This window comes from Streptomyces sp. NPDC022910 (assembly GCF_055561075.1).
Map to the genome: position 1 here is coordinate 79,624 of NZ_JBVHHL010000001.1, position 20,612 is coordinate 100,235.

Genomic DNA, 20,612 nt, shown 5'->3' on the forward strand with positions numbered 1-20,612 from the left:
AGGTGTGGAACCAGAGAGCCTTGCCGACGACCTGGCCGGCGCGCTCGTCGGAGTGCAGCGGCTGATCCGGCGGCGGCTGCGCCGTGAGATGACGGCGCCGCGGCTGCGCGGTGCCGAGGTCGAGCTGCTGCGCCTGGTCGTGGAGCGGCCGGGGATCGGTGTGTCGGTCGCCGCCAAGGAGCTGTATCTGGCGGGAAACTCGGTCTCGACGCTGGTCAACCAACTGGCGCGGGACGGCTATCTGATCCGCGAGACGAACCCCGCCGACCGGCGGGCCGCGCGACTGGTGCCCACGGAGGCGGCCCAGGCGCGGCTGCGCGACTGGCGCGAGCGGCGCACGGCACTCGTGCGCCGACAGATGGCCCGCCTCGACGAGGTGGACCGCAAGGCGCTGGAGGCGGCCCTTCCGGCTCTGCGCAAGCTGGCGGAGAACCTGCGCGAGGAGGCCGAGGAGACATGACGCGAAACGCGACGGACGGCGAGGCACCGGCTGTCGACGCCGTCACCTGTGCCGGACTGCGCTACTCCTTCGGGGAGACGAACGCGGTCGACGGGCTCGACCTCTCCGTCCGCGACGGCGAGGTGTTCGGACTGCTCGGCCCCAACGGAGCCGGCAAGACCACCGCCATCCGCTGCATCACCACCCTTCTTCCGGTCCCGGCGGGAATGGTCCGCGTCTTCGGTCACGACGCGACCCGCGAACGCATGGCCGTACGGCGACTGCTGGGCTATGTGCCGCAGCAGCTCTCCGCCGACTCCGGGCTCACCGGCCGCGAGAACGTCGCCCTGTTCGCCCGCGTGTTCGACGTCTCCCGTCGCGAGCGTGCCCGGCGTGTCGAGCAGGCGCTCACGGCCGTCGACCTCACGTCCACGGCCGACCGGCTGGCGAAGACGTACTCGGGCGGCATGGTCCGCCGGCTCGAACTCGCCCAGGCCCTGGTGAGCGCGCCCCGGCTGCTGATCCTCGACGAGCCGACCATCGGGCTCGACCCCATCGCCCGGACCAACGTGTGGGAGCACATCAACGCCGTACGCGCCGCCACCGGTATGACCGTCCTCGTCACGACCCACTACATGGACGAGGCCGACCAGTACTGCGACCGGGTCGCCCTGATGCATCGGGGTCGCGTCCGCGCCCTCGGCACGCCCGACGAGCTGAGGAGCGGTCTCGGGGCACGGCTCGGCACCGAAGGCCCTCTGCCGACCCTGGAGGACGTCTTCCGCGACGTCGCCGGCAGCGGACTCGACGACCAGTCAGGAGACTTCCGCGATGTCCGAAGCACCCGCCGCACCGCGTCCCGTGTCGGCTGAAGCCACCCACCCGGCGGAGCTCGACCTGCTGTTGACTCCGCCGCGCGCCCGTACCGGCTGGAAAGTGCTGCCCGCACGGGTCGGCGCGATGTGCGCCGTCGAGTTGCAGAAGCTGCGCCACGACCGCACCGAGCTGTACACCCGTGCGGTCCAGCCGGCGCTGTGGCTGCTGATCTTCGGCGAGACGTTCACCCGGATCAGGGCGATACCCACCGGCGGCATCCCCTACCTCGACTACCTGGCGCCGGGCATCATCGCCCAGTCCGCGATGTTCATCGCCATCTTCTACGGCATCATGATCATCTGGGAGCGGGACGCGGGGATCCTCACCAAGCTGCTGGTCACACCGACCCCGCGGGCAGCGCTCATCACCGGGAAGGCCTTCGCCGCCGGGGTGAAGGCGCTGATCCAGGCCATCGTGGTCGTCCTCATCGCGGCGGTGCTGGGCGTCGCGATGACCTGGAACCCCCTGCGCCTGCTGGGCGTGGCGCTCGCGGTGGTCCTGGGGTCGGCCTTCTTCTCCTGTCTGTCGATGACGATCGCGGGCATCGTCCTCACCCGTGACCGTCTGATGGGTATCGGCCAGGCGATCACCATGCCGTTGTTCTTCGGCTCCAACGCCCTCTACCCGGTGTCCGTCATGCCCGGCTGGCTCCAGGCCGTCAGCAAGGTCAATCCCCTGAGCTACCAGGTCGACGCCCTGCGCGGGCTCCTGCTGGGCACGCCGTCCCATCTGCTGCCCGACTTCGCCGTCCTGGTGGTGGCCGCGGCCCTGGGCATCACCTCCGCCTCTTCGCTGCTGGGGCGGCTGGCCCGCTGACACAGCGGTCACCTCTTCTTCCAGAAGGCCATCAGATCCGCCAGGGCCCTGATGATCTCGGGACGTTCCGACGCCTCCGCCTGGCGCAGGCTGATGACGAGAGAGAGAAGGATCATGACGACGAAGAGGCCGACGACGTAAACGAAGAGCTGCGGAGCAGCTGCGGCCACTTGCTCCAGCACGGTCCACATACTGCCTCCCTGACGGTCCCGCCCGCCGCTTCCGAGAGGCTTCGCCCTTGCGCGAAGACCTCAGCGAACGCAGGCGGACGCCTGTCATCGAACGGCGCCCGTCGACTGCGGACGGCGGCGGCGTGGTCCAGGAAGGGAGGGCGGATCCAAACCGAGGAAGCCTTCCTCCACCCGGTCGGCATGGTGCGGCGCCCGTACGTCGAGCGGCTGGACACCACTGACCGCGTTGTCCTGCTCCGCGAGTTCGGCGGGACGGCGTCATAGAGTCCGGCGAGTCGGGAGCCCCCTGGGGCTCCGTCTCGTCGACGCGGCGGTGGCGGGGCAGACTCCTCGTCGCCGCCTGACCAGTTGCTTCGCGCTATCGACGATATCCGCGAGGGCAACCTGGACACGCCTGACCCGCACATCCGTTCACTCGTTGGGTCGCCTGCCGTCCAGCCGTTCGGGTAGGCCGGACGCCGACTCCGACGCCCCGACAACCCGCCGGTCGACGGCGACCGCCACCTCATCCGCACCGACGGTTCGACCGAGCCGCCGGGGAGGCCCTGCGGCGCAGGTCCGTGCCGTCCCTCAGGTCGCATCCGCGTCGTCCCGCGGAAACCCGTACCGTCCCTGCAACCGGACGAAGCACGCCGCTGTCACAACCCGCCACTCCTCCAGCCCCGACGCGGTGCGGACGAAGCACACCACCAGCTCGTGCCCACCCGGACCGATCGGCTGCACGAGGCGGCCGGACGGCCGCATCTGCGCGACCAGCGGTGCGGGCACCTCCGGGAACGCGGCCGACACCACGACCGCGTCGTACGGAGCCCGGCTCGGCACACCGCCGCTGCCGTCGCCGACCCGCAACTCCACGTTCCGCACGCCCTGCCTCGTGAGATTGCCCCGTGCCTGCCGGGCGATGTCCGGCCGCATCTCGATACTGACCACGTCGGCGGCCAGCCGGGCGAGCAGCGCGGTCTGGAAGCCGAGGCCGGTACCGACCTCGAGGACGTGCTCGCTCCCGTCCAGATCAAGGCTCTCGATCATCATGGCGGACAACGACGGTTGCGTCGTGACCTGCCCCTGCCCGATCGGTACGGGTATATCCCGGTAGGCGGCAGCCGTCTGATCGGCAGGGACGAATTCCGCCCGGGGCGTCGTCCGCACGGCCTCGAGCAGCCGCTCGTTCCTGATACCGGCAGCTCTGAGGGCCCGCACGAGATCTTCAGGTTTGCGGGGTACAGAGTTCGAGTTCACGGGCGACTCACCCCCACCGCCGGCACAGGTCCGACTAACCGAGGGAATTGATTTCAATCGCCGGGCAGCGGTCCATCACCATCTCGAGGCCCGCCTCGCGCGTACGGTCGTACGCCTGCTCGTCGATGACACCCAGCTGGTACCAGACTGCCTTGGCGCCGATCGCGACGGCCTCGTCGGCGACCGGCCCCGCCAGGTCGCCGTTCACGAAGACGTCGACGACATCGACCGGGAACGGGATCGCGTCCAACGACGGGTAGCCCTGCTCGCCGTGGACCGTCTCGGCCTTCGGGTGGACCGGCACGATGCGCTTGCCGAAGCGCTGCAGTACGGCGGCGACCCGGTAGGCGGCTCGGCTCTCATTCGTGGACAGGCCCACGACCGCCCAGGTGTCGCCCAGCTCGGTGAGGATCTTGCGGATCGTTGCTGAGTCGCCGTACACGGCCGGTCTCCTTCGACGTTCCGCGGCGCGGCAGTCCCGCGCCGCCTGCTGTGGTGGCAACAGCGGATGGCAGACGGGGATTCCTTCAGGCCGGCGAACCGGCTGCGGGACATCGGTCCGGTGATCCGACGGGGTGCGCGTGTCCGGAACGGTGCCCGCCTCCCTGCGCCGGGAGCCTCGTCCGCCTACGCTCACCCCGTGCTCCGTATCATCGACGCCCGCAGCGGCGAGCCCACAGAGGTCCGCCCGGGCCTGATCCGCGTCCACGCGCACGTGGCCGGCGCCGACACCTCGGCTCTGCGGGTCCTGCTCGTGGCCGACGTGCTGGCCCGGGCCCTGGAACTGGGGGGAACGCCCGTCGTCACCGTCGCCACTCCGCCCGCCGCACTCCGGCTACGCGCCGGCGACCTCGGTATCCGGCCCATGGAGCCGGATGCGCCGGGTGTCGGACGCGTACTGCACGTCCTCGGGACGCGGGGCACCGCACCCGACGGGGTACACCTCGAGGTCGCCCCGGCCACCGGACCCGCCGACACCGCCGCACCGCCGTCGATCGTCCGTCTCGCCCTGCTCGCCCGCCCGCGCAGGCATCCCGTGGACCTCGACACCGCCGTCCTGGCCGAGGCGCGGGACACGCTCGCACACTGGCGCAAGGCCGTCGCGTCGTGGGCGAACCGCCCCTCCAAACCCATCCCCCAGCGGGTACGGGACGAGCTGCGCGCCGCCTGGGAGGACGATCTCGACGTGCCGGCCGTCCTGGAGGTGTTGCGGCGCGTGGAAAGCGCCCACGACATGCCGGACGGGGCGCGCTTCGAGACGTACGCCTTCGCCGACCGGTTGCTCGGCCTGGAACTCACCCGCGAGATCGGGGCCTGGACATGATCACCCGTTCCGGCGCGGGCCCGCTGCACCGACTCGTCGTGCTGCGGCACGCCAAGTCCGCCTGGCCCGCCGGCGTCGCGGACCACGAACGGCCGCTCGCGCCACGCGGCCGCCGGGACGCCCCGGCCGCCGGACGCGCGCTCGCCGCGGCCGACTGCCTGCCGGATCTCGCGCTGTGCTCGACCGCCGTCCGCGCCCGCCAGACCTGGGAGCTCGCCTCGGCCCAGTGGGGCACCCCGCCGCCCGTACGGCTCGACCCGCGGCTGTACGCCGCCGATGTGCCCGATCTGCTGGAGGCCGTGCACGAAGTGCCCGCCGCGGTACGCACGTTGCTGCTGATCGGTCACAATCCGGGGCTCGAGGAGCTGGTCGTGGAACTCGCCGGGGACGAACTCGACGACACGCTGGACCGGGTCCGTACGAAGTTCCCCACCTCGGCGATCGCCGTCCTCGCCTGGCACAGCGGCACCTGGGGCTCCCTCGCCCCCGGCACGGCACTCCTGACGGATGTGACCGTGCCGAGGGGCAAGAAGAAGCCGAAGAAGCAAGAGAAGCAGAAGTAGCAGAAGGAGCGGGGGACCGGCCGTCATGGATCCGGGGGCGGCGTCCCGGCCCTCGTGCGGCGCCCGCGCGGGCGCCGCATACGCTGGTCCGATGCAGGACGAGTACCGCACAGTCGCCCGCCCGGGCGTGCACGAGACCGAGGTCAACCGCTCCCGCTTCCTGTGCGCCCTCGCCCCGGCCGCCACCGAAAAGGAGGCCCAGGACTTCATCGCCGGCGTCCGCAAGGAGCACGCCGACGCCACCCACAACTGCTACGCGTACGTCATCGGCGCCGACGCCGGGATCCAGAAGGCGAGTGACGACGGCGAACCGGGCGGCACCGCGGGCGTCCCCATGCTCCAGATGCTGCTGCGCCGCGACATGCGGTACGTCGTGGCCGTCGTCACCCGCTACTACGGCGGGGTGAAGCTCGGCGCGGGCGGGCTCATCAGGGCGTACGGGGGAGCCGTGGGCGAGGCTCTGGACACGCTCGGCACCATCACCCGCCGTCGCTTCCGGCTCGCCACGGTGACGGTCGACCACCAGCGCGCGGGCAAGGTCGAGAACGACCTGCGGGCGACCGGCCGTGAGGTGCGGGACGTGCGCTACGGGGAGGCCGTCACCATCGAGATCGGGCTGCCGGACGCCGATGTGGAGACCTTCCGGGCGTGGCTCGCGGACGTCACCGCGGGCACGGCCGGGTTCGAACCGGGCGGAGAGGCGTACGGGGACGCATGACGGACCGACCGGACGCCGACGGACGGTCGGCCCAGGCGGGCCGATACAGGAGTAACCGCCCGTGATGTCAGACCCGGCCGTTAGTCTCGGGGATCATGAGGCTGCTGCACACTTCCGACTGGCATCTGGGCCGGGCGTTCCACCGCGTGAACATGCTCGATGCCCAGGCCGAGTTCATCGGCCACCTCGTCGCGACCGTGCGTGAGCGCGGCGTGGACGCGGTGGTCGTGTCGGGGGACGTGTACGACCGGGCGGTGCCACCGCTGGCCGCGGTCGAGCTGTTCGACGACGCCCTGCACCGCCTCGCCGACCTCGGCGTGCCCACGGTGATGATCTCCGGCAACCACGACTCGGCGCGCCGCCTCGGCGTCGGCGCGGGGCTCATCGGCCGTGCGGGCATACATCTGCGCACGGAACCCGCGGCCTGCGGAACACCGGTCGTGCTGGCCGACGCGCACGGGGACGTGGCCTTCTACGGCCTGCCGTATCTCGAACCTGCCCTGGTGAAGGACGAGTTCGGGGTCCAGAAGGCGGGCCACGAAGCGGTGGTCGCCGTCGCCATGGACCGGGTCCGCGCCGACCTCGCCACCCGCGCGCCGGGCACCCGCTCCGTCGTCCTCGCCCATGCCTTCGTCACCGGCGGCGAGCCCAGCGACAGTGAGCGGGACATCACGGTCGGCGGGGTCGCCGCGGTACCCGCCGGCCTCTTCGGGGGAGTGGACTACGCGGCGCTGGGCCATCTCCACGGCAGCCAGACCATCACCGAGCGGGTCCGCTACTCCGGCTCCCCGTTGGCGTACTCCTTCTCGGAGGCCGGCCACCGCAAGAGCATGTGGCTCGTCGACCTGGGGCCCGACGGCTCTCTCGCGGCCGAGCGCGTCGACTGCCCGGTGCCGCGCCCCCTCGCCCGGATCCGGGGGCGGCTGGAGGACCTGCTCGCGGACCCGGAGCTTGTGCGCCACGAGGAGGCGTGGGTGGAGGTCACCCTCACCGACCCGGTGCGGCCCGCCGAGCCCATGGCCCGGCTGACCGAGCGCTTTCCGCACACCCTCAGTCTCGTCTTCGAGCCCGAGCGTGCTCCGGAGGAGCCCGGAGTGTCGTATGCCCGGCGGCTGGCGGGCCGCTCCGACCAGGAGATCGCCGAGGACTTCGTGGCCCATGTGCGCGGAGCGGGGCCCGACGAACGCGAACGGGCCGTGCTCCAGGACGCGTTCGACGCGGTGCGCGCCGACGAGGCGGTCAGGGAGATCGCCCGGTGACGACGTGTGCGCATGAGCGGGAGACGGAGGGAGCCCTGTGAGGCTGCACCGGCTCGACATCACGGCCTTCGGCCCATTCGGCGGCACCCAGAAGGTCGACTTCGACGAACTGGCCGCCGCCGGCCTGTTCCTGCTGCACGGACCGACGGGCGCCGGCAAGACGTCCGTCCTGGACGCCGTGTGTTACGCGCTGTACGGCGCCGTGCCCGGCGCCCGACAGAGCGGCCAGGGACTGTCCCTGCGCAGCGACCACGCCGCACGCCAGACACGCACCGAGATACGGCTCGAACTCACTGTCGCCGGGCGTCGGCTGGAGATCACCCGGCAGCCGCCGTGGGAGCGTCCGAAGAAGCGCGGCTCCGGAACGACGACGGACAAGGCGCAGAGCTGGCTGCGCGAGTACGACGCCGCGGCCGGCGCCTGGAAGGACCTCAGCCGCTCCCACCAGGAGATCGGTGAGGAGATCACCCACCTGCTCGGTATGAGCCGTGAGCAGTTCTGCCAGGTCGTGCTGCTGCCTCAGGGCGACTTCGCCCGCTTCCTGCGCGCCGACGCCGAGGCCCGCGGCAAGCTGCTTGGCCGTCTGTTCGACACCCACCGCTTCGCCGAGGTCGAAAAGCGCCTCGCCGAGCGGCGCCGGGCGGCGGAGACAGAGGTGAGGGACGGGGACGCCGCGTTGCTCGCCGACGCCCACCGGATGCAGCAGGCGGCGGGTGATTCCCTGCCCCTGCCGGACCTCTCGCCGGGCGACCCCGGGGTCGCCGACGCCGTCCTGAGCTGGGCGGCCGTCGCCCGCAGCACGGCCCGTGAGCGGCTCACCATCGCGCACTGCGCGCGCACGGCCGCCGAGTCGGCCCGGGCCGCCGCCGAACGCGTCCTCGACGACGTACGCGAACGGGCCCGGCTCCAACGGCGGTTCGCCGAGGCCCGGGAGCGCGCGGCGCTGCTCGAGCAGCGGGCCGACGCTCACCGTGCGGCGCAGGTGCGCATGGAGCGCGCCCGCAAGGCCGAGGCCGTGGCGCCCGCCCTCGACCTGCGCGAGACCGCGGAGACCGAACACCGGCGTGCCGCCGCAGAGGAGGCACGCTTGCGTGCCGAGCTCCCGGAGACGTTCGCGGAGGACGGGGCGGCCGGGCTCGCCGCCGCCGCGCGCCGGGCCGCAGAGGAGCTCGGCGGTCTGGAGTCGGCCCGCCGCGCGGAACAGCGCCTGGCCGGACTCGCCGCCGAACGGGCGGACCTGGACCGCGAGGAGCGGGCCGACGAGGCGGTCCTCCAGGACGCCGAGGAGTGGCTGGCCGGTTGGGAGGAGACCCGGGCGGCCCTGCAGGGCCGGATCGACGCCGCACAGCAGGACGCCACCCGGGCCGAGCAGCTCGCGGTACAGCGCGAGCCCGCGCAGAGACGGCTGAGGGTGGCCCGCCAGCGCGACGAGTTCGCCCGGGACACGGATGCCGCCCATGCCCGTGCCCTCGCCTCCCGCGAACGCGCGCTGAAGGCCCACGAACACTGGCTCGACCTCAAGGAACAGCGACTCAAGGGCATCGCCGCGGAACTCGCCGCCGGGCTCGTCGAGGGCGAACCCTGCGCCGTCTGCGGCGCGGTGGAACACCCCGCGCCCGCACGGAAGGTCGCCGGACACGTCGACCGGGAGGCGGAGGAGCGGGCGCTGGCCGCTTATCGGCACGCCGAGGAGGAGCGCGCCGAGGACGAACGGCGGCTCGGGGTCGTACGGGAGGCACTCGCCGCCGCCACCGCCGAGGCCGGCGACTCCCCGACCGTACAACTGCTGCAGCAGGCCGAGGAGCTGGAGCGGCTCCACAGTGCGGCACGGGAGGGCGCCGGACAGCTGCACCCCGCGCAGGAGGAGCTGAGACGGGCGGAGCACGAGCGGGAGCGGCGTGCCGCGGACCGGCAACAGGCTGCCCTGCGCGGGGCGGCCCGCGTCTCCCGCCGGGACGCCCTGGACCGCGAACGGGCGGTACTGGAAGAGGAGTTGATCCGCGTCCGAGGTGACGCGGTGAGCGTCTCCGCGCGCTCGGAGCACCTCGAGCGCCGGGCCGCGCTGCTCACCGAGGCCGCCGACGCCGCACGCTCCGCCGAGGACACCGCCCAGCGGCTCAAGGACGCCGACGCGCGCCTCGCCGACGCCGCGTTCCGCGCCGGGTTCGACACCCCGCAGGCGGCGGCCGCCGCCCTCCTCGACGGCGCGGGTCACCGCGAGCTGCAACGGCGGCTCGACGCCTGGGAGCAGGAGGAGGCAGCCGTGCGCGCGGTTCTCACCGAGGCCGACACGGCGGCCGCCGCGCAGCAGCCGCCCACCGACCTTAAGGGCGCCGAACGGGCTGCCGAGGCCGCGGCCCGCCGGCTCCAGGAGGCGGCGTCCGCCCAGGACGCGGCGGGCCGCCGCTGCGGGGAACTCGACCGGCTGTCCGCGCGTGCCACCGCGTCCGTACGGCGCCTTGCGCCCCTGCGCGAACAGTACGACCGTGTGGCCCGGCTGGCGTCCCTGGCGGCCGGCACCTCCGCCGACAACGAGCGCAAGATGCGACTGGAGTCATATGTGCTCGCCGCCCGTCTCGAACAGGTGGCGGCCGCCGCGACCGTACGGCTGCAGCGCATGTCGTCGGGCCGGTACACCCTGGTTCACTCGGACGACCGCTCCGGACGGGGCCGAAGCGGCCTCGGACTGCATGTGGTCGACGCGTGGACCGGGCGGGAGCGCGACACGGCGACCCTGTCCGGCGGGGAGACGTTCTTCGCGTCCCTCGCGCTCGCACTCGGCCTCGCGGACGTCGTCACCGACGAGGCCGGCGGGGTCCGCCTCGACACACTCTTCATCGACGAGGGGTTCGGCAGCCTCGACGACCAGACCCTCGACGAGGTCCTCGACGTGCTCGACTCACTGCGGGAGCGGGACCGCAGCGTGGGCATCGTCAGCCATGTCGCGGACCTGCGGCGGCGCATCCACGCACAGTTGGAGGTCGTGAAGGGCAGGACGGGATCGGTCGTGCGGCAGCGGGGAGCAGGCTGACAAGGCTCAGCGGCCGAGGGGGCGGCGGGGCAGGGGCGAGGAGTAAACGACGCTGGTCGTCACCGAGCCCAGTGCGCCGATCCTGCCCGACACCTCCTCCAGGTGCCTCATCGAGCGCGCCGCGACCTTGATGACGAAGCAGTCGTCGCCGGTGACGTGGTGCGCCTCCAGTATCTCGGGAGTCGCCGACACGAGGTCGTGGAACGGCTTGTAGTTGCCGTTCGGGTATCGCAGCCGGACGAACGCCAGGATCGGCAAGCCCAGGCGCTCCGGATCCACGACCGCCGCGTACCCCTGGATGACTCCGGCCTCCTCCAGCCTGCGGACCCGTTCGGTGACCGCGCTCGGGGACATGGAGACGGCACGGGCCAGCTCGGCATAGCTGGCGCGGCCTTCGCGCTGCAGGACATCGAGGATGCGCCAGTCGGTGGCGTCCGGGGAATACGCGGTCATTTCCGAGAAATAACAGGAGAATCCCCGGCGGATCAAGGGCTGTGCCGTGGATCGCGCCTTCAGGAAGTCGATCAACGACCGTAGATTTCCGGACATCGAGATCCGCCACGGAAAGGCCCGACCATGAGCATCGGCACGACTGCCGTGAACCCCGTCCTGCGCGTTCCTCCGGCCGCCCCCGCCGCGGCCGCCGCCCACTTCCGGGCGAGCCTCGCCTTCCACGCCGATGTGTCCGACGTCGCCGCCGCGCTGTCGGCCGGCGGCGACCCGGGCTTCGTCCTCCTCGACTCGCGCTCCACCGCCGCCTGGGACCAGGGCCACATCCCCGGCGCGGTCCACCTGCCCACCGCCCTCGTCCCGGAACAGGCCGAGCAGCTCCTCGACAAGTCGGTGCCGGTGGTCACGTACTGCTGGGGTCCGGGCTGCAACGGCGCGACCCGTGCGGCGCTCGCCCTCGCCGAACTCGGCTTCCGTGTCAAGGAGATGCTCGGCGGCTTCGAGTACTGGGTGCGCGAGGGTTTCGAGTTCGAGACCTGGGAGGCTCGCGAGCGCCGCGCCGCCGACCTGCTGACGGCACCGCAGGAGGCGGCGGACTGCGGCTGCTGATCGGCTGGAAGGTGTGCCTCCGCTACGCGTCCTGCGTGTAGCTTCTGGGCATGGCCAGATACGCGGATCAAGATGCTGTCGAGTGGGTGGAGTCGGGCGGCGGACCGCTCATCGCGATACCGGAGGTGGTCCTGCCGTTCTGGGCGGGCGCCGACGGCGACGAGATGTCCTCCGACTACGACCGGGCATGTGAGGTCGAGGGGTACATCGGTCTCGTACCGGTCGGTGACACCCGTGCCCTGGTGCTCGGGGACGAGCCCGCCTCCACTGCCTTCCTGCCGGAGCACGGCACGTTCGTACGGTGGTGCGCCGCGGACTCCGAGGCCGCGCTGCTCGACCGCCTCCCCGATGCGCTCCGGTCGGCGGACTGGGAGCCGGAGGTGCAGTGGGACGTGCCGGGCGACGTGGTGCTGTTCGACGCGGCCTGGCCGGGAAAGGAGTCCGTGCGCACCGACCATCTGCGCGTGACGCTCGAACCGGGGCGGTACGCGGTACGGGCGGCGTACGTGGAACCCGGCCCTGAGGTGTGGATGGGGCTCGTCCAGGTGCGCAGGACCGGGGACTGACGGACGGCGGGGACGCCGTGAATGCGCGTGCGGGCACCCGCCTCCCTTCCGCATCATGGCGCTCATGCCGAGACTCCCACACCCCGCTCCCGAAGACCTTCGCCGCGACGTCCTGCCCCTGCGCGGGCGGACCGCGCTCGTCACCGGGGCCAGCCGACGCGCGGGCATCGGATACGCGGTGGCCCGGCGGCTGGCCGCATACGGTGCCGGCGTCTATCTGCACCACCATGTGCCGCACGACGCGGACATGCCCTGGGGCGCCGACCGCCCCGAGGACGTCGTCGCCGGAGTGCGCGCGGCGCTCGGCGATCCCGACGCGCCCGTGGCCGACGGACCGGCCGACCTTTCCGACCCGGCGGCCCCCGCCGCACTGATCGAGAGGGCCGCCGAGGCGCTTGGCGGACGGATCGACATCCTCGTCGCCAACCACGCGCTCAGCGGCAGCGACGGCACGCTCGACACCATCGACGCCGCCATGCTGGACGCCCACTGGGCCGTGGACACACGCTCGGTGCTTCTCCTGGTCCAGGCGTACGCCCGGCTGCGCACCGCGTTGCCGCCGGGTGGCCCGGGCGGGCGGGTGGTGATGATGACCTCGGGGCAGGACATCGCGGGTGGCATGCCGGGCGAGATCGCGTACGCCCTCCAGAAGGGAGCCCTCGCCTCGATCACGCGCTCGCTGTCGACCGCCCTCGCTGAGCAGGCCATCACCGTCAACACAATCAACCCCGGTCCCGTGGACACCGACTACCTGACCGGTGACGCGTACGAGGCCGTCGCCGCGAGCTTCCCGGCCGGACACTGGGGTGTGCCGGACGACCCCGCCCGTCTGATCGCCTGGCTCGCCACGGACGAGGCGGCCTGGATCACCGGGCAGGTCATCGACTCGGAGGGCGGCTTCCGACGCTGACGGCCGGGCTCGGGGCGATGCCCCGGCCCGGCCGCGCGTCGGCGCTCAGAGCTGCGACAGTTCGTCCACCAGGTCGTCCAGGCCCAGCGACCCCTGCGAGAGGGCCGCCATGTGCCAGGCCTTCGCGTCGAACGCGTCGCCGCGGCGCTGTCTGGCGTTCTCACGGCCCAGCAGCCATGCGCGCTCGCCCAGCTTGTAGCCGATCGCCTGGCCGGGCATCGAGAGGTAGCGGATCAGCTCGCTCTCCACGAAGTCCGCCGGACGGCTGCTGTGCGCGCCGAAGAACTCCTGCGCCAGCTCCGGCGTCCAGCGCTCGCCCGGGTGGAACGGCGAGTCGGCCGGGATCGGAAGTTCCAGATGCATGCCGATGTCGATGATGACGCGGACGGCCCGCATCATCTGGGCGTCCAGATAGCCGAGTCGCCGCTCCGGGTCGGTGAGGAAGCCCAGCTCGTCCATGAGGCGCTCGGCGTACAGGGCCCAGCCCTCCGCGTTGGCGCTGACGATGCCGACCGTCGCCTGATAGCGCGAGAGGTTCTGCGCCACGTGCACCCACTGGGCGAGTTGCAGGTGATGGCCCGGGACTCCTTCGTGGTACCAGGTCGAGACCAGGTCGTACACCGGGAACCTGTTCTGTCCCATGGTCGGCAGCCAGGTCCGGCCCGGGCGGGAGAAGTCCTGGGACGGGGCCGTGTAGTAGGGCGCCGCGGCGCCTCCCGGAGGGGCGATGCGGGCCTCCACCTTCCGCACCCGCTCGGCCAGTTCGAAGTGCGTGCCGTCGAGCGCCCCGATCGCCTCGTCCATCAGACCCTGGAGCCACCCACGGACCTCGTCGACCCCCTCGATGTGGGTGCCGTGCTCGTCGAGGTGCGCGAGCGCCACCCACGGTGTCTCGGCGCCGGGCAGGACCTTCTCGGCCTCCTTCTTCATTTCGCCGAGGATCCGGTGGTACTCCGACCAGCCGTACGCGTACGCCTCGTCGAGGTCCAGGTCCGTACCGTTGAAGTAGCGGGCCCAGCGGGCGTAGCGCTCGCGGCCGACCGTGTTCGGTGCGCCCTCGATCGTCGGCGCGTACACGTCGCGCGCCCAGTCCCGCAGTTCCACGATGGCCGCGGTCGCCGCCCGGGCGGCGTCGTCCAGTTCCGCACGCAGCGTCTCGGGACCCTGGGACACGAAGTCCTCGAACCAGCCGCGGCCCTGGCCGTCCGTGTCCGACCACTCGGTGAGCTGCTCGACGAAGGTCGCGGTCGGGCGCGGTCCCGCGTACAGCTTGCGCTCCAGACCGAGGGCGAGGGACTCGCGGTATCCGCGCAGAGCGGCGGGAAAGGCGCGCAGCCGCTCGGCGATCGCCGCCCAGTCCTCCTCCGTCGCGACGGGCGTGATCGTGAAGACCTCACGCACGGAGTGCACCGAGGTGTGCATGTTGCCCACCGCTCTGAGACCCTCGTCGGCCTCGTGCACCGCAAGTTCAGCGGTGAGGCGCTCGCGCAGCAGTCGCGCGCACCGGCGCTCGATGTCACTGTCCGCGCCCGGCAGGCGCTCCGCCTCGTCGAGTCGGGCGAGGGTCGCCCGCGCCAGCTCGGCGAGCGCCTCCTGGCCCGCGGGCGAGGTGTCGGGCAGGCTGCTCGAACTCTCCTTCACACCGAGGTACGTACCGGTGACGGGGTCGAGGGCGACGAGGGCGTCGACATAGGCGTCGGCGACCTCCCGGGGCAGGGGGCTCCTGGTGGTGTCTGACATGCGCACAATCCTGATACGCCGACGTGGTCCGCGTCACGGGGATTCCGCGCTCGGCTTACGTCTGTTCAGCGGGTTTCGGCACGGCATGGCCCGGAGGCAGCAGGGGGCCGCAGTCCCACTGCTGGAAGATCAGCCGGGTCTCCACCCGCGCCACCTCGCGCCGTGCCGTGAACTCGTCGAGGACCAGCCGCTGGAGATCCGCCATGTCCGCGACCGCGACATGCACGAGGTAGTCGTCGGGGCCGGTGAGGTGGAAGACCGTTCGGGACTCGGGCAGCGCCCTGATCCGCTCCACGAAGGGGCCCACCAACTCCCGACGGTGCGGCCTGACCTGCACGGACAGCAGCGCTTCCAGGCCGCGCCCCAGCTTCGCAGGGTCGAGGCGCAGCTGATGGCCGAGAATGACGCCCGAGCGGCGCAGTCTGGTCACCCGGTCGAGACAGGTCGAGGGCGCGACCCCGACCTGCGCCGCCAGGTCGCGGTAGGTCGTCCGGGCGTCGTTCTGCAACAGCCGCAGAAGGCGGAGGTCCACCGGGTCCAGTACGACGGATTCGGTCATCTGCCGAACGTAACACGGGTTTCTCTGCCATCGCCCCGGCCGGTGTTCAGTCTGCCGTCCATGGATTCCCGTACTCATGTCGCGTACGACGCGCAGGACGGATGCGCAGTGGATCTCCCCGCCCGCCGGGCACTCGCCACCGAGGCCGTGCACGCCGGACGCGAGGACCTCGCCGAGCAGGGGCTGCACGCCCCGCCCCTCGACTTCTCCACGACCTACCCGTCCCACGACAGCCGTGGCGAGGCCGCCCGTCTCGACGCCTTCGCTGCCGAAGGCGCGGAGCTGGTGGGCCCGCCCGTCTACGGGCGGCTCGGCAATCCCACCGTCGCCCGCTTCGAGACCGCGCTCGCACGGCTCGAGGGCACCGAGAGCGCGGTCGCCTTCGCGAGCGGCATGGCGGCGCTGAGTGCGGTCCTGCTCGCACGGAACGCGCTGGGGCTGCGCCATGTCGTCGCCGTACGGCCGCTGTACGGCTGCAGCGACCATCTGCTGACAGCCGGATTGCTCGGCTCCGAGGTGACCTGGACCGATCCGGCCGGCATCGCGGACGCCCTGCGCCCGGACACCGGCCTCGTCGTGGTCGAGTCCCCGGCCAACCCGACACTCGCGGAAGTAGACCTGCGTGCGGTGGCCCACGCCTGCGGTTCCGTGCCGTTGCTGGCGGACAACACCTTCGCGACGCCCGTGCTGCAGCGCCCCGCCGGGCTGGGGGCGCGACTGGTGCTGCACAGTGCCACGAAGTACCTCGGCGGGCACGGCGATGTGATGGGCGGGGTGGTGGCCTGCGACGAGGAGCTGGCGCGGCGGCTGCGCCAGGTGCGCTTCGCGACGGGCGGGGTGCTCCACCCGCTCGCCGGCTATCTGCTGCTGCGCGGTCTGTCCACACTGCCGGTACGGGTCCGGGCCGCGTCCGCCACCGCCGCCGAACTCGCCCGCCGGCTCGACGCCGACCCGCGGGTGGCCCGCGTCCACTATCCACGGATCGGCGGCGCGATGATCGCCTTCGAGGTGCACGGCGATCCGCACGCGGTGATCGCCGGGACCCGTCTGATCACCCCGGCGGTCAGCCTCGGCAGTGTCGACACCCTCATCCAGCATCCGGCGTCCATCAGCCACCGCATCGTCGACGCGACGGACCGCAGGGATGCCGGGGTCAGCGACCGGTTGCTGCGGCTGTCGGTGGGTTTGGAGGACGTCGGGGACCTGTGGGCCGATCTCGAGGGAGCGTTGGGGTCGGAGCGCACGATGGGCCACCGGCGGCAGCAGGAGACCGCTGGGCGGTAGACCCGGTGGGGCGTGGGCTCGCGGGCGGTCCGGGCCCTCGCACGCCGAACGGCCCGGCGGAGTGCGCCGGGCCGTTCCACGTCGAGTGCGCGCCCGCGCGCGGTCAGTCCCGCGGGCCCCTCGTGCCGTGGTGCGACTCGTGTGTCTGGCCGTACGGCAGACGCGAGGCCACCGGGGTCGCGTCCAGACGGGCGGTGATGACGAGGGTGCCCTCCTCGATCTGGTAGTCGAGGGGCAGTCCGAGGCCGCGCATCGCGGCGACCATGCCCGTGTTGGACGCCTGGGTGACCGCGTAGACGTTCTCGCAGCCGGCCTCGACCGCCATCGTCACCAGACGCCCGAGCAGTTCCGTGCCGATGCCGCGCCGCTGCCATTCGTCCTCGATGAGCAGCGCGACCTCCGTCTCGTCACCGTCCCACAGAAGGTGCCCGAGGCCGACGATGAGGCCCGACGTCGTCTGTACCGCTAGGGTCCGGCCGAACCGCGGGCTCAGCAGGTGCCTGAGGTAACGGTCCGCGTCGCCGACCGGTCCGTGGTAGCGCATGCTCAGCGTGCGCGTCGAGCACCGGGCCTGCATCTCCTTGGCCGCCTGCAGGTCGGCTGTGTCGGCCCGCCGTACGGTGATGGCGTTGCCCTCCGGCAGCGTCAGCACGTCCTGGCTGAGGGGAATGCGCGGACCGAGCCGGGTGTCGAGCTCCACCAGCGCCCGCGCCCGCGCGAACTCCGCGGGCGTGAACGGCAGATACGGCCGCTCCACCGTGAGCACCCCGCCCTCCGGCGCCCGCAGCCGCATCACCGTGTCCTCCAGGGCGCCCTCGACGGGCGCCTCCTCCTGAGCCCGGCCCGAGCCGGGGGAGACGGCGGGCAGGGAGCGGATGGTGCACCTGCCGAGCAACTGGCGCAGTGCGAGCGGTAGTTCCGCAGCGTCCAGTGCGGTGCGCGTGGCCAGACCCAGGATCCGGGTCGGGGCGTCCACCAGGTCGTGCGCGTCGGCCCGTTCGATCCAGCTCTCGGTGCCCCCGGCCAGCGAGACGGCCCGCGTGATCCCGGCCGCCTCCAGCTCAGCCGGTGCCCGCAGCAGGAATTCGTCGACCGTGCCCTGCGCCAGGGGGTGCGTCTGCAGGCTCAGGATGTCGATCCGCAGTCCCGCCAGTGCCGTGCACAGCGCGGCCAGCGAGCCGGGCTCGTCCCTCACCGTCGTCCGCATCCGCCACAGCGCGGTCGCCCCGCCGTCGGCGTCGGTCCCGGACGGCCCGGCCTGCCGCCCCTCGGCGAGCGGCCGGGCGCCGGTATCACCTGTGGGCGGAGCATGACCGTGGCGGCGTGCCCACCAGGTGTGGAATCCGGCCGTCGCGACCAGTGCCACCGCCGAGAGCACGAGCAGGGCGGGACCGTCGGGTCCGTGCCCGACGAGGTTGGCCACCGCGTCCGCCACCGCGACCGCCGTGAACAGTGCGGCGAGTTCGATCAGGTCACGTCGCCAGTGGTGCACCGGGCGACCGTGCTTCGCTCGCGTCACATCAGACATGTCTGGACTCATGCAACCACTGTGAAGGAAGGGTGTTGCGTGATCACAAACGCTTTGTGTCTGGCGGGTAAAGTGTGCTTCTGTCCTTTTTGTTGTTCTTTTGACAAAGCGACGGTGGTGCGGACCGACCGTCCGGTGAAAAGCGCGCCCGGTCGGGCGCCGCGCACCGGGGGATGACTCCGGTGCGCGGCGTGGTGACCGAGGGTACGCGAGCCGGGGGCCGATCGCGGAACCGGCCCGGCCGGCCGTCGGCTCGGCCGTGTGTCCTCAAACCACCCTAGGTGAAGGCGAGTTACTGGCCCACGCGTCCCGGCTGAAGCACCTGGGTGAACAGTACCGTCCCGTCCTGCTCGCGCAGCCGGACGGTCAGTTCGCCGCTGTCACCGTCGATGTCGACCTCGCCGAAGAACTGGTAGCCGCCCGCCGGCGAGACGTTCGAGGCGGTTGGCGCCTTCACGAACACCCGCTCGGGACCGAACGTGTTGTCGAGCGCGCTCGCCGGGAACGCACCGGCGTTGAGCGGTCCCGAGACGAACTCCCAGAACGGCTCGAAGTCGGTGAACGCGGCCCGCGAGGGCTGGTAGTGCTGGGCCGAGGTGTGGTGCACGTCGGCCGTGAGCCACAGCGTGCCCGTGATCTTCCGGTGCTTGATGAACCGCAGCAGCTCAGCGATCTGCAGCTCCCGCCCGAGCGGCGCGCCGGGGTCGCCCTGCGCCACCGCCTCGATGTTGGGCTTGTTCTCCGTGGTGTCCGGAACCACCAGGCCGAGCGGCATGTCCGCGGCGATCACCTTCCACACAGCGCGCGACCCGGCCAGCTCCCGCTTGAGCCACTCAAGCTGCTCTGCCCCGAGGATGCCCTGCGGGTCGACGGTCTGGTCGTCGGCCGAGTTGGCGTTGCGGTAGGTGCGCATGTCGAGGACGAAGACGTCCAGCATCGGTCCGTGGCGCATGACCCGGTACACACGGCCGTTCCTGTCACCCGGCTGCAGGCTCGAGATCGGGAAGTACTCGCTGAAGGCGCGCCGCGCCCGGGCCGCGAGCACGTCGATGCTCTTCTCGGTGTAGCGGGTGTCGGAGGAGGCGATCACCTCACCGGGGTACCAGTTGTTGCGGACCTCGTGGTCGTCCCACTGGATGATCGACGGCACCTGGGCGTTGAACCGCTTGAGGTTCTCGTCCAGCAGGTTGTAGCGGAAGTTGCCGCGGTACTCGGCCAGGGTCTCGGCGACCTTCGACTTCTCCTCGGTGGTGATGTTCCGCCAGGTGCTGCCGTCGGGCAGGGCCTGGGTCGCCGAGATCGGACCGTCGGCGTAGATGTTGTCGCCGCTGCAGAGGAAGAAGTCGGGGTCGAGCTTCGCCATGGCGTCGTAGATGCGGTAACCGCCGAGGTCGGGGTTGATGCCCCAGCCCTGGCCCGCCAGGTCGCCCGACCACAGGAAGCGCACCCCGCGGCGGCGCCCGAGCGGCGTCGTACGGAAGGTGCCCGTCACCGGTTCGCCGGTGCGCCGCGGGTCGTCCGGGTCGGCCAGGAGCACGCGGTAGTGGATCTGCTCGCCCGCCGGCAGCCCGTGCAGCCGCGTCGTGCCCGTGAAGTCGGTGTCCGCGCCCAGCAGCGCCCCCTGCCATCTGCGCGGATTGCGGAACGACTCGGTCGCGGAGGTCTCGACGATCATCCGCGCCGGGCGGTCGGAGCGCACCCAGACGAGACCTGAGTGGGCGGTCACGTCACCGGCCTGGACGCCCCATCCCGCCTTCGGGCGCCCCGACAGGGCGAACGCCGGTGCCGCGCCGAGCGCGGTGGGCAGGGTGAGGGCCGCCGATGCGGCCAGGGAGCCGCGCAGGACGCTGCGGCGGCCCGGGAAGGGGCGGTGTGACATGGAGGTGCCTCCAGTGGACGGTTCCGGCCAATAGGCACTGCCACAACTACTGGTGCGCCGCAGCGCGCACGGAAACCACAAGTGAACAACTGACCGTCGTGACACCGGAACGACCGCGGAAGGCATGAGGCGCGCCGGACACGCCGGACGGGGGAGGCGCATCACGCGCGCGTGGCGGACGCCGTGGCCCGCCCACCCTCCCGGATCCGCGAGGGAGACAGATGCGCGTACCCGAGCACCAGGTGTACGCCGTCGTCGGCCACCGTCCCGTACGCGGCGACCGGACACACCGCCCCCTGGGCCGCCGTGGCGCCCTTGAGGAAACGCTCCAGCGGTCCGTACCGTTCGGGCAGCCGGGCGATGGCGTGCAGACCGGCCGCTATCCCGGTCACCTCGGCCCCCGGAAAGTGCTCTTTCAGGGCGGACACCAGGGTGTCGCGACGCTCTTCGTAGGCGCGCTGGCACCGGCGCAGATGCCGGTCGTAGTCGCCGCGCTCCACGAACCGGGCGAGCAGCGCCTGGTCGACGACCGGATGCCCGAGGTCCGTGGTCCGCTTGCGTTCGACGACCTCGTCGGTGAACGCCCAGGGGACGAGCAGCCAGCCGAGCCGCAGTCCCGGGGCGAGCGACG

Annotated in this window: 20 protein-coding genes and 1 pseudogene; 12 read left to right on the plus strand and 9 right to left on the minus strand. The window is 72.0% G+C overall.

The window, feature by feature from the left end; translation table 11 throughout:
• Positions 1–4 precede the first annotated feature (4 nt).
• The 3 genes from ACZ3TS_RS00425 to ACZ3TS_RS00435 are packed head-to-tail and all read left to right on the plus strand — an operon-like array spanning position 5 to position 2,131.
• Positions 5–460 (plus strand): MarR family winged helix-turn-helix transcriptional regulator, encoded by a 456-nt coding sequence (locus tag ACZ3TS_RS00425; RefSeq protein ID WP_467611854.1) that lies wholly within the window; start codon positions 5–7, stop codon positions 458–460.
• Positions 457–1,311 (plus strand): ABC transporter ATP-binding protein, encoded by an 855-nt coding sequence (locus ACZ3TS_RS00430; protein ID WP_467611857.1) that lies wholly within the window; start codon positions 457–459, stop codon positions 1,309–1,311. Before ACZ3TS_RS00425 ends, ACZ3TS_RS00430 begins: the two co-directional genes overlap by 4 nt.
• On the plus strand, positions 1,271–2,131 hold the full coding sequence (locus tag ACZ3TS_RS00435; RefSeq protein ID WP_467611860.1) for an ABC transporter permease: 861 nt from the start codon (positions 1,271–1,273) through the stop codon (positions 2,129–2,131). The genes ACZ3TS_RS00430 and ACZ3TS_RS00435 overlap by 41 nt, the downstream gene beginning before the upstream one ends.
• Before the next feature lie 8 nt (positions 2,132–2,139).
• Here ACZ3TS_RS00435 and ACZ3TS_RS00440 read toward each other — a convergent pair whose 3' ends face one another.
• From ACZ3TS_RS00440 to ACZ3TS_RS00450, 3 genes are all read right to left on the minus strand, one after another.
• The gene (locus tag ACZ3TS_RS00440) at positions 2,140–2,322 is read right to left on the minus strand and encodes a hypothetical protein (protein WP_467611863.1); all 183 of its coding nucleotides are present in this window, start codon (positions 2,320–2,322) and stop codon (positions 2,140–2,142) included.
• A 570-nt stretch (positions 2,323–2,892) separates the two neighbouring features.
• Positions 2,893–3,561 (minus strand): protein-L-isoaspartate(D-aspartate) O-methyltransferase, encoded by a 669-nt coding sequence (locus ACZ3TS_RS00445; protein WP_467611866.1) that lies wholly within the window; start codon positions 3,559–3,561, stop codon positions 2,893–2,895.
• A gap of 34 nt (positions 3,562–3,595) precedes the next feature.
• Positions 3,596–4,003, minus strand: coding sequence for a CoA-binding protein (locus ACZ3TS_RS00450; RefSeq protein WP_467611869.1), 408 nt, complete (start codon positions 4,001–4,003; stop codon positions 3,596–3,598).
• Positions 4,004–4,201: 198 nt separating this feature from the next.
• On the opposite strand from ACZ3TS_RS00450, the gene ACZ3TS_RS00455 reads away from it, so the two are divergent.
• The 5 genes from ACZ3TS_RS00455 (at position 4,202) to ACZ3TS_RS00475 (ending at position 10,456) form a co-directional block, all read left to right on the plus strand.
• Positions 4,202–4,885: a hypothetical protein gene (locus tag ACZ3TS_RS00455; protein ID WP_467611872.1), complete on the plus strand. Its 684-nt coding sequence runs from the start codon at positions 4,202–4,204 to the stop codon at positions 4,883–4,885.
• Positions 4,882–5,448, plus strand: coding sequence for a SixA phosphatase family protein (locus ACZ3TS_RS00460; RefSeq protein WP_467611875.1), 567 nt, complete (start codon positions 4,882–4,884; stop codon positions 5,446–5,448). The genes ACZ3TS_RS00455 and ACZ3TS_RS00460 overlap by 4 nt, the downstream gene beginning before the upstream one ends.
• 91 nt (positions 5,449–5,539) lie before the next feature.
• Positions 5,540–6,166 (plus strand): YigZ family protein, encoded by a 627-nt coding sequence (locus tag ACZ3TS_RS00465; protein WP_467611878.1) that lies wholly within the window; start codon positions 5,540–5,542, stop codon positions 6,164–6,166.
• Between the two features lie 95 nt (positions 6,167–6,261).
• Positions 6,262–7,425, plus strand: a complete 1,164-nt coding sequence (locus tag ACZ3TS_RS00470; RefSeq protein ID WP_467611881.1) for an exonuclease SbcCD subunit D — start codon at positions 6,262–6,264, stop codon at positions 7,423–7,425.
• A gap of 37 nt (positions 7,426–7,462) precedes the next feature.
• Complete coding sequence (locus tag ACZ3TS_RS00475; protein WP_467611884.1) at positions 7,463–10,456, plus strand: AAA family ATPase; 2,994 nt, start codon at positions 7,463–7,465, stop codon at positions 10,454–10,456.
• Between the two features lie 6 nt (positions 10,457–10,462).
• On the opposite strand, the gene ACZ3TS_RS00480 is transcribed toward ACZ3TS_RS00475, so the two are convergent.
• On the minus strand, positions 10,463–10,909 hold the full coding sequence (locus ACZ3TS_RS00480) for an Lrp/AsnC family transcriptional regulator (protein WP_467611887.1): 447 nt from the start codon (positions 10,907–10,909) through the stop codon (positions 10,463–10,465).
• A gap of 123 nt (positions 10,910–11,032) precedes the next feature.
• Here ACZ3TS_RS00480 and ACZ3TS_RS00485 point away from each other — a divergent pair, with 123 nt between their 5' ends.
• From ACZ3TS_RS00485 to ACZ3TS_RS00495, 3 genes are all read left to right on the plus strand, one after another.
• Positions 11,033–11,515, plus strand: a complete 483-nt coding sequence (locus tag ACZ3TS_RS00485; protein WP_467611890.1) for a rhodanese-like domain-containing protein — start codon at positions 11,033–11,035, stop codon at positions 11,513–11,515.
• 50 nt (positions 11,516–11,565) lie between these two features.
• Complete coding sequence (locus tag ACZ3TS_RS00490) at positions 11,566–12,081, plus strand: immunity 21 family protein (RefSeq protein WP_467611893.1); 516 nt, start codon at positions 11,566–11,568, stop codon at positions 12,079–12,081.
• 64 nt (positions 12,082–12,145) lie between these two features.
• Positions 12,146–12,991 carry an SDR family oxidoreductase gene (locus ACZ3TS_RS00495; RefSeq protein WP_467611896.1) on the plus strand — a complete coding sequence of 282 codons (846 nt, stop codon included), beginning with the start codon at positions 12,146–12,148 and terminating at the stop codon, positions 12,989–12,991.
• Between the two features lie 45 nt (positions 12,992–13,036).
• Here ACZ3TS_RS00495 and ACZ3TS_RS00500 read toward each other — a convergent pair whose 3' ends face one another.
• On the minus strand, positions 13,037–14,731 hold the full coding sequence (locus tag ACZ3TS_RS00500; RefSeq protein ID WP_467611899.1) for a DUF885 domain-containing protein: 1,695 nt from the start codon (positions 14,729–14,731) through the stop codon (positions 13,037–13,039).
• A 55-nt stretch (positions 14,732–14,786) separates the two neighbouring features.
• The gene (locus tag ACZ3TS_RS00505; RefSeq protein WP_467611902.1) at positions 14,787–15,290 is read right to left on the minus strand and encodes an Lrp/AsnC family transcriptional regulator; all 504 of its coding nucleotides are present in this window, start codon (positions 15,288–15,290) and stop codon (positions 14,787–14,789) included.
• A 60-nt stretch (positions 15,291–15,350) separates the two neighbouring features.
• Between ACZ3TS_RS00505 and ACZ3TS_RS00510 the strand changes: the two genes are divergently transcribed.
• Positions 15,351–16,574 (plus strand): trans-sulfuration enzyme family protein, encoded by a 1,224-nt coding sequence (locus ACZ3TS_RS00510; RefSeq protein ID WP_467611905.1) that lies wholly within the window; start codon positions 15,351–15,353, stop codon positions 16,572–16,574.
• Between the two features lie 103 nt (positions 16,575–16,677).
• On the opposite strand, the gene ACZ3TS_RS00515 is transcribed toward ACZ3TS_RS00510, so the two are convergent.
• From ACZ3TS_RS00515 to ACZ3TS_RS00525, 3 genes and pseudogenes are all read right to left on the minus strand, one after another.
• Positions 16,678–18,102, minus strand: a complete 1,425-nt coding sequence (locus tag ACZ3TS_RS00515; protein ID WP_467611908.1) for a GNAT family N-acetyltransferase — start codon at positions 18,100–18,102, stop codon at positions 16,678–16,680.
• Between the two features lie 292 nt (positions 18,103–18,394).
• The gene (locus tag ACZ3TS_RS00520; protein ID WP_467611911.1) at positions 18,395–19,981 is read right to left on the minus strand and encodes an alkaline phosphatase D family protein; all 1,587 of its coding nucleotides are present in this window, start codon (positions 19,979–19,981) and stop codon (positions 18,395–18,397) included.
• 161 nt (positions 19,982–20,142) lie between these two features.
• Positions 20,143–20,610 (minus strand): annotated as a pseudogene (locus ACZ3TS_RS00525) (MocR-like pyridoxine biosynthesis transcription factor PdxR); the annotation flags it as partial.
• Positions 20,611–20,612 lie beyond the last annotated feature (2 nt).

Coding starts and splice junctions, on each gene's coding strand:
- ACZ3TS_RS00505 (WP_467611902.1), bottom strand. CDS start 15,290: ATGACCGAATCCGTCGTACTGGACCCGGTGGACCTCCGCCTTCTGCGG.
- ACZ3TS_RS00440 (WP_467611863.1), bottom strand. CDS start 2,322: ATGTGGACCGTGCTGGAGCAAGTGGCCGCAGCTGCTCCGCAGCTCTTC.
- ACZ3TS_RS00495 (WP_467611896.1), top strand. CDS start 12,146: ATGCCGAGACTCCCACACCCCGCTCCCGAAGACCTTCGCCGCGACGTC.
- ACZ3TS_RS00510 (WP_467611905.1), top strand. CDS start 15,351: ATGGATTCCCGTACTCATGTCGCGTACGACGCGCAGGACGGATGCGCA.
- ACZ3TS_RS00480 (WP_467611887.1), bottom strand. CDS start 10,909: ATGACCGCGTATTCCCCGGACGCCACCGACTGGCGCATCCTCGATGTC.
- ACZ3TS_RS00465 (WP_467611878.1), top strand. CDS start 5,540: ATGCAGGACGAGTACCGCACAGTCGCCCGCCCGGGCGTGCACGAGACC.
- ACZ3TS_RS00430 (WP_467611857.1), top strand. CDS start 457: ATGACGCGAAACGCGACGGACGGCGAGGCACCGGCTGTCGACGCCGTC.
- ACZ3TS_RS00520 (WP_467611911.1), bottom strand. CDS start 19,981: ATGTCACACCGCCCCTTCCCGGGCCGCCGCAGCGTCCTGCGCGGCTCC.
- ACZ3TS_RS00485 (WP_467611890.1), top strand. CDS start 11,033: ATGAGCATCGGCACGACTGCCGTGAACCCCGTCCTGCGCGTTCCTCCG.
- ACZ3TS_RS00490 (WP_467611893.1), top strand. CDS start 11,566: ATGGCCAGATACGCGGATCAAGATGCTGTCGAGTGGGTGGAGTCGGGC.
- ACZ3TS_RS00460 (WP_467611875.1), top strand. CDS start 4,882: ATGATCACCCGTTCCGGCGCGGGCCCGCTGCACCGACTCGTCGTGCTG.
- ACZ3TS_RS00470 (WP_467611881.1), top strand. CDS start 6,262: ATGAGGCTGCTGCACACTTCCGACTGGCATCTGGGCCGGGCGTTCCAC.
- ACZ3TS_RS00515 (WP_467611908.1), bottom strand. CDS start 18,102: ATGTCTGATGTGACGCGAGCGAAGCACGGTCGCCCGGTGCACCACTGG.
- ACZ3TS_RS00435 (WP_467611860.1), top strand. CDS start 1,271: ATGTCCGAAGCACCCGCCGCACCGCGTCCCGTGTCGGCTGAAGCCACC.
- ACZ3TS_RS00500 (WP_467611899.1), bottom strand. CDS start 14,731: ATGTCAGACACCACCAGGAGCCCCCTGCCCCGGGAGGTCGCCGACGCC.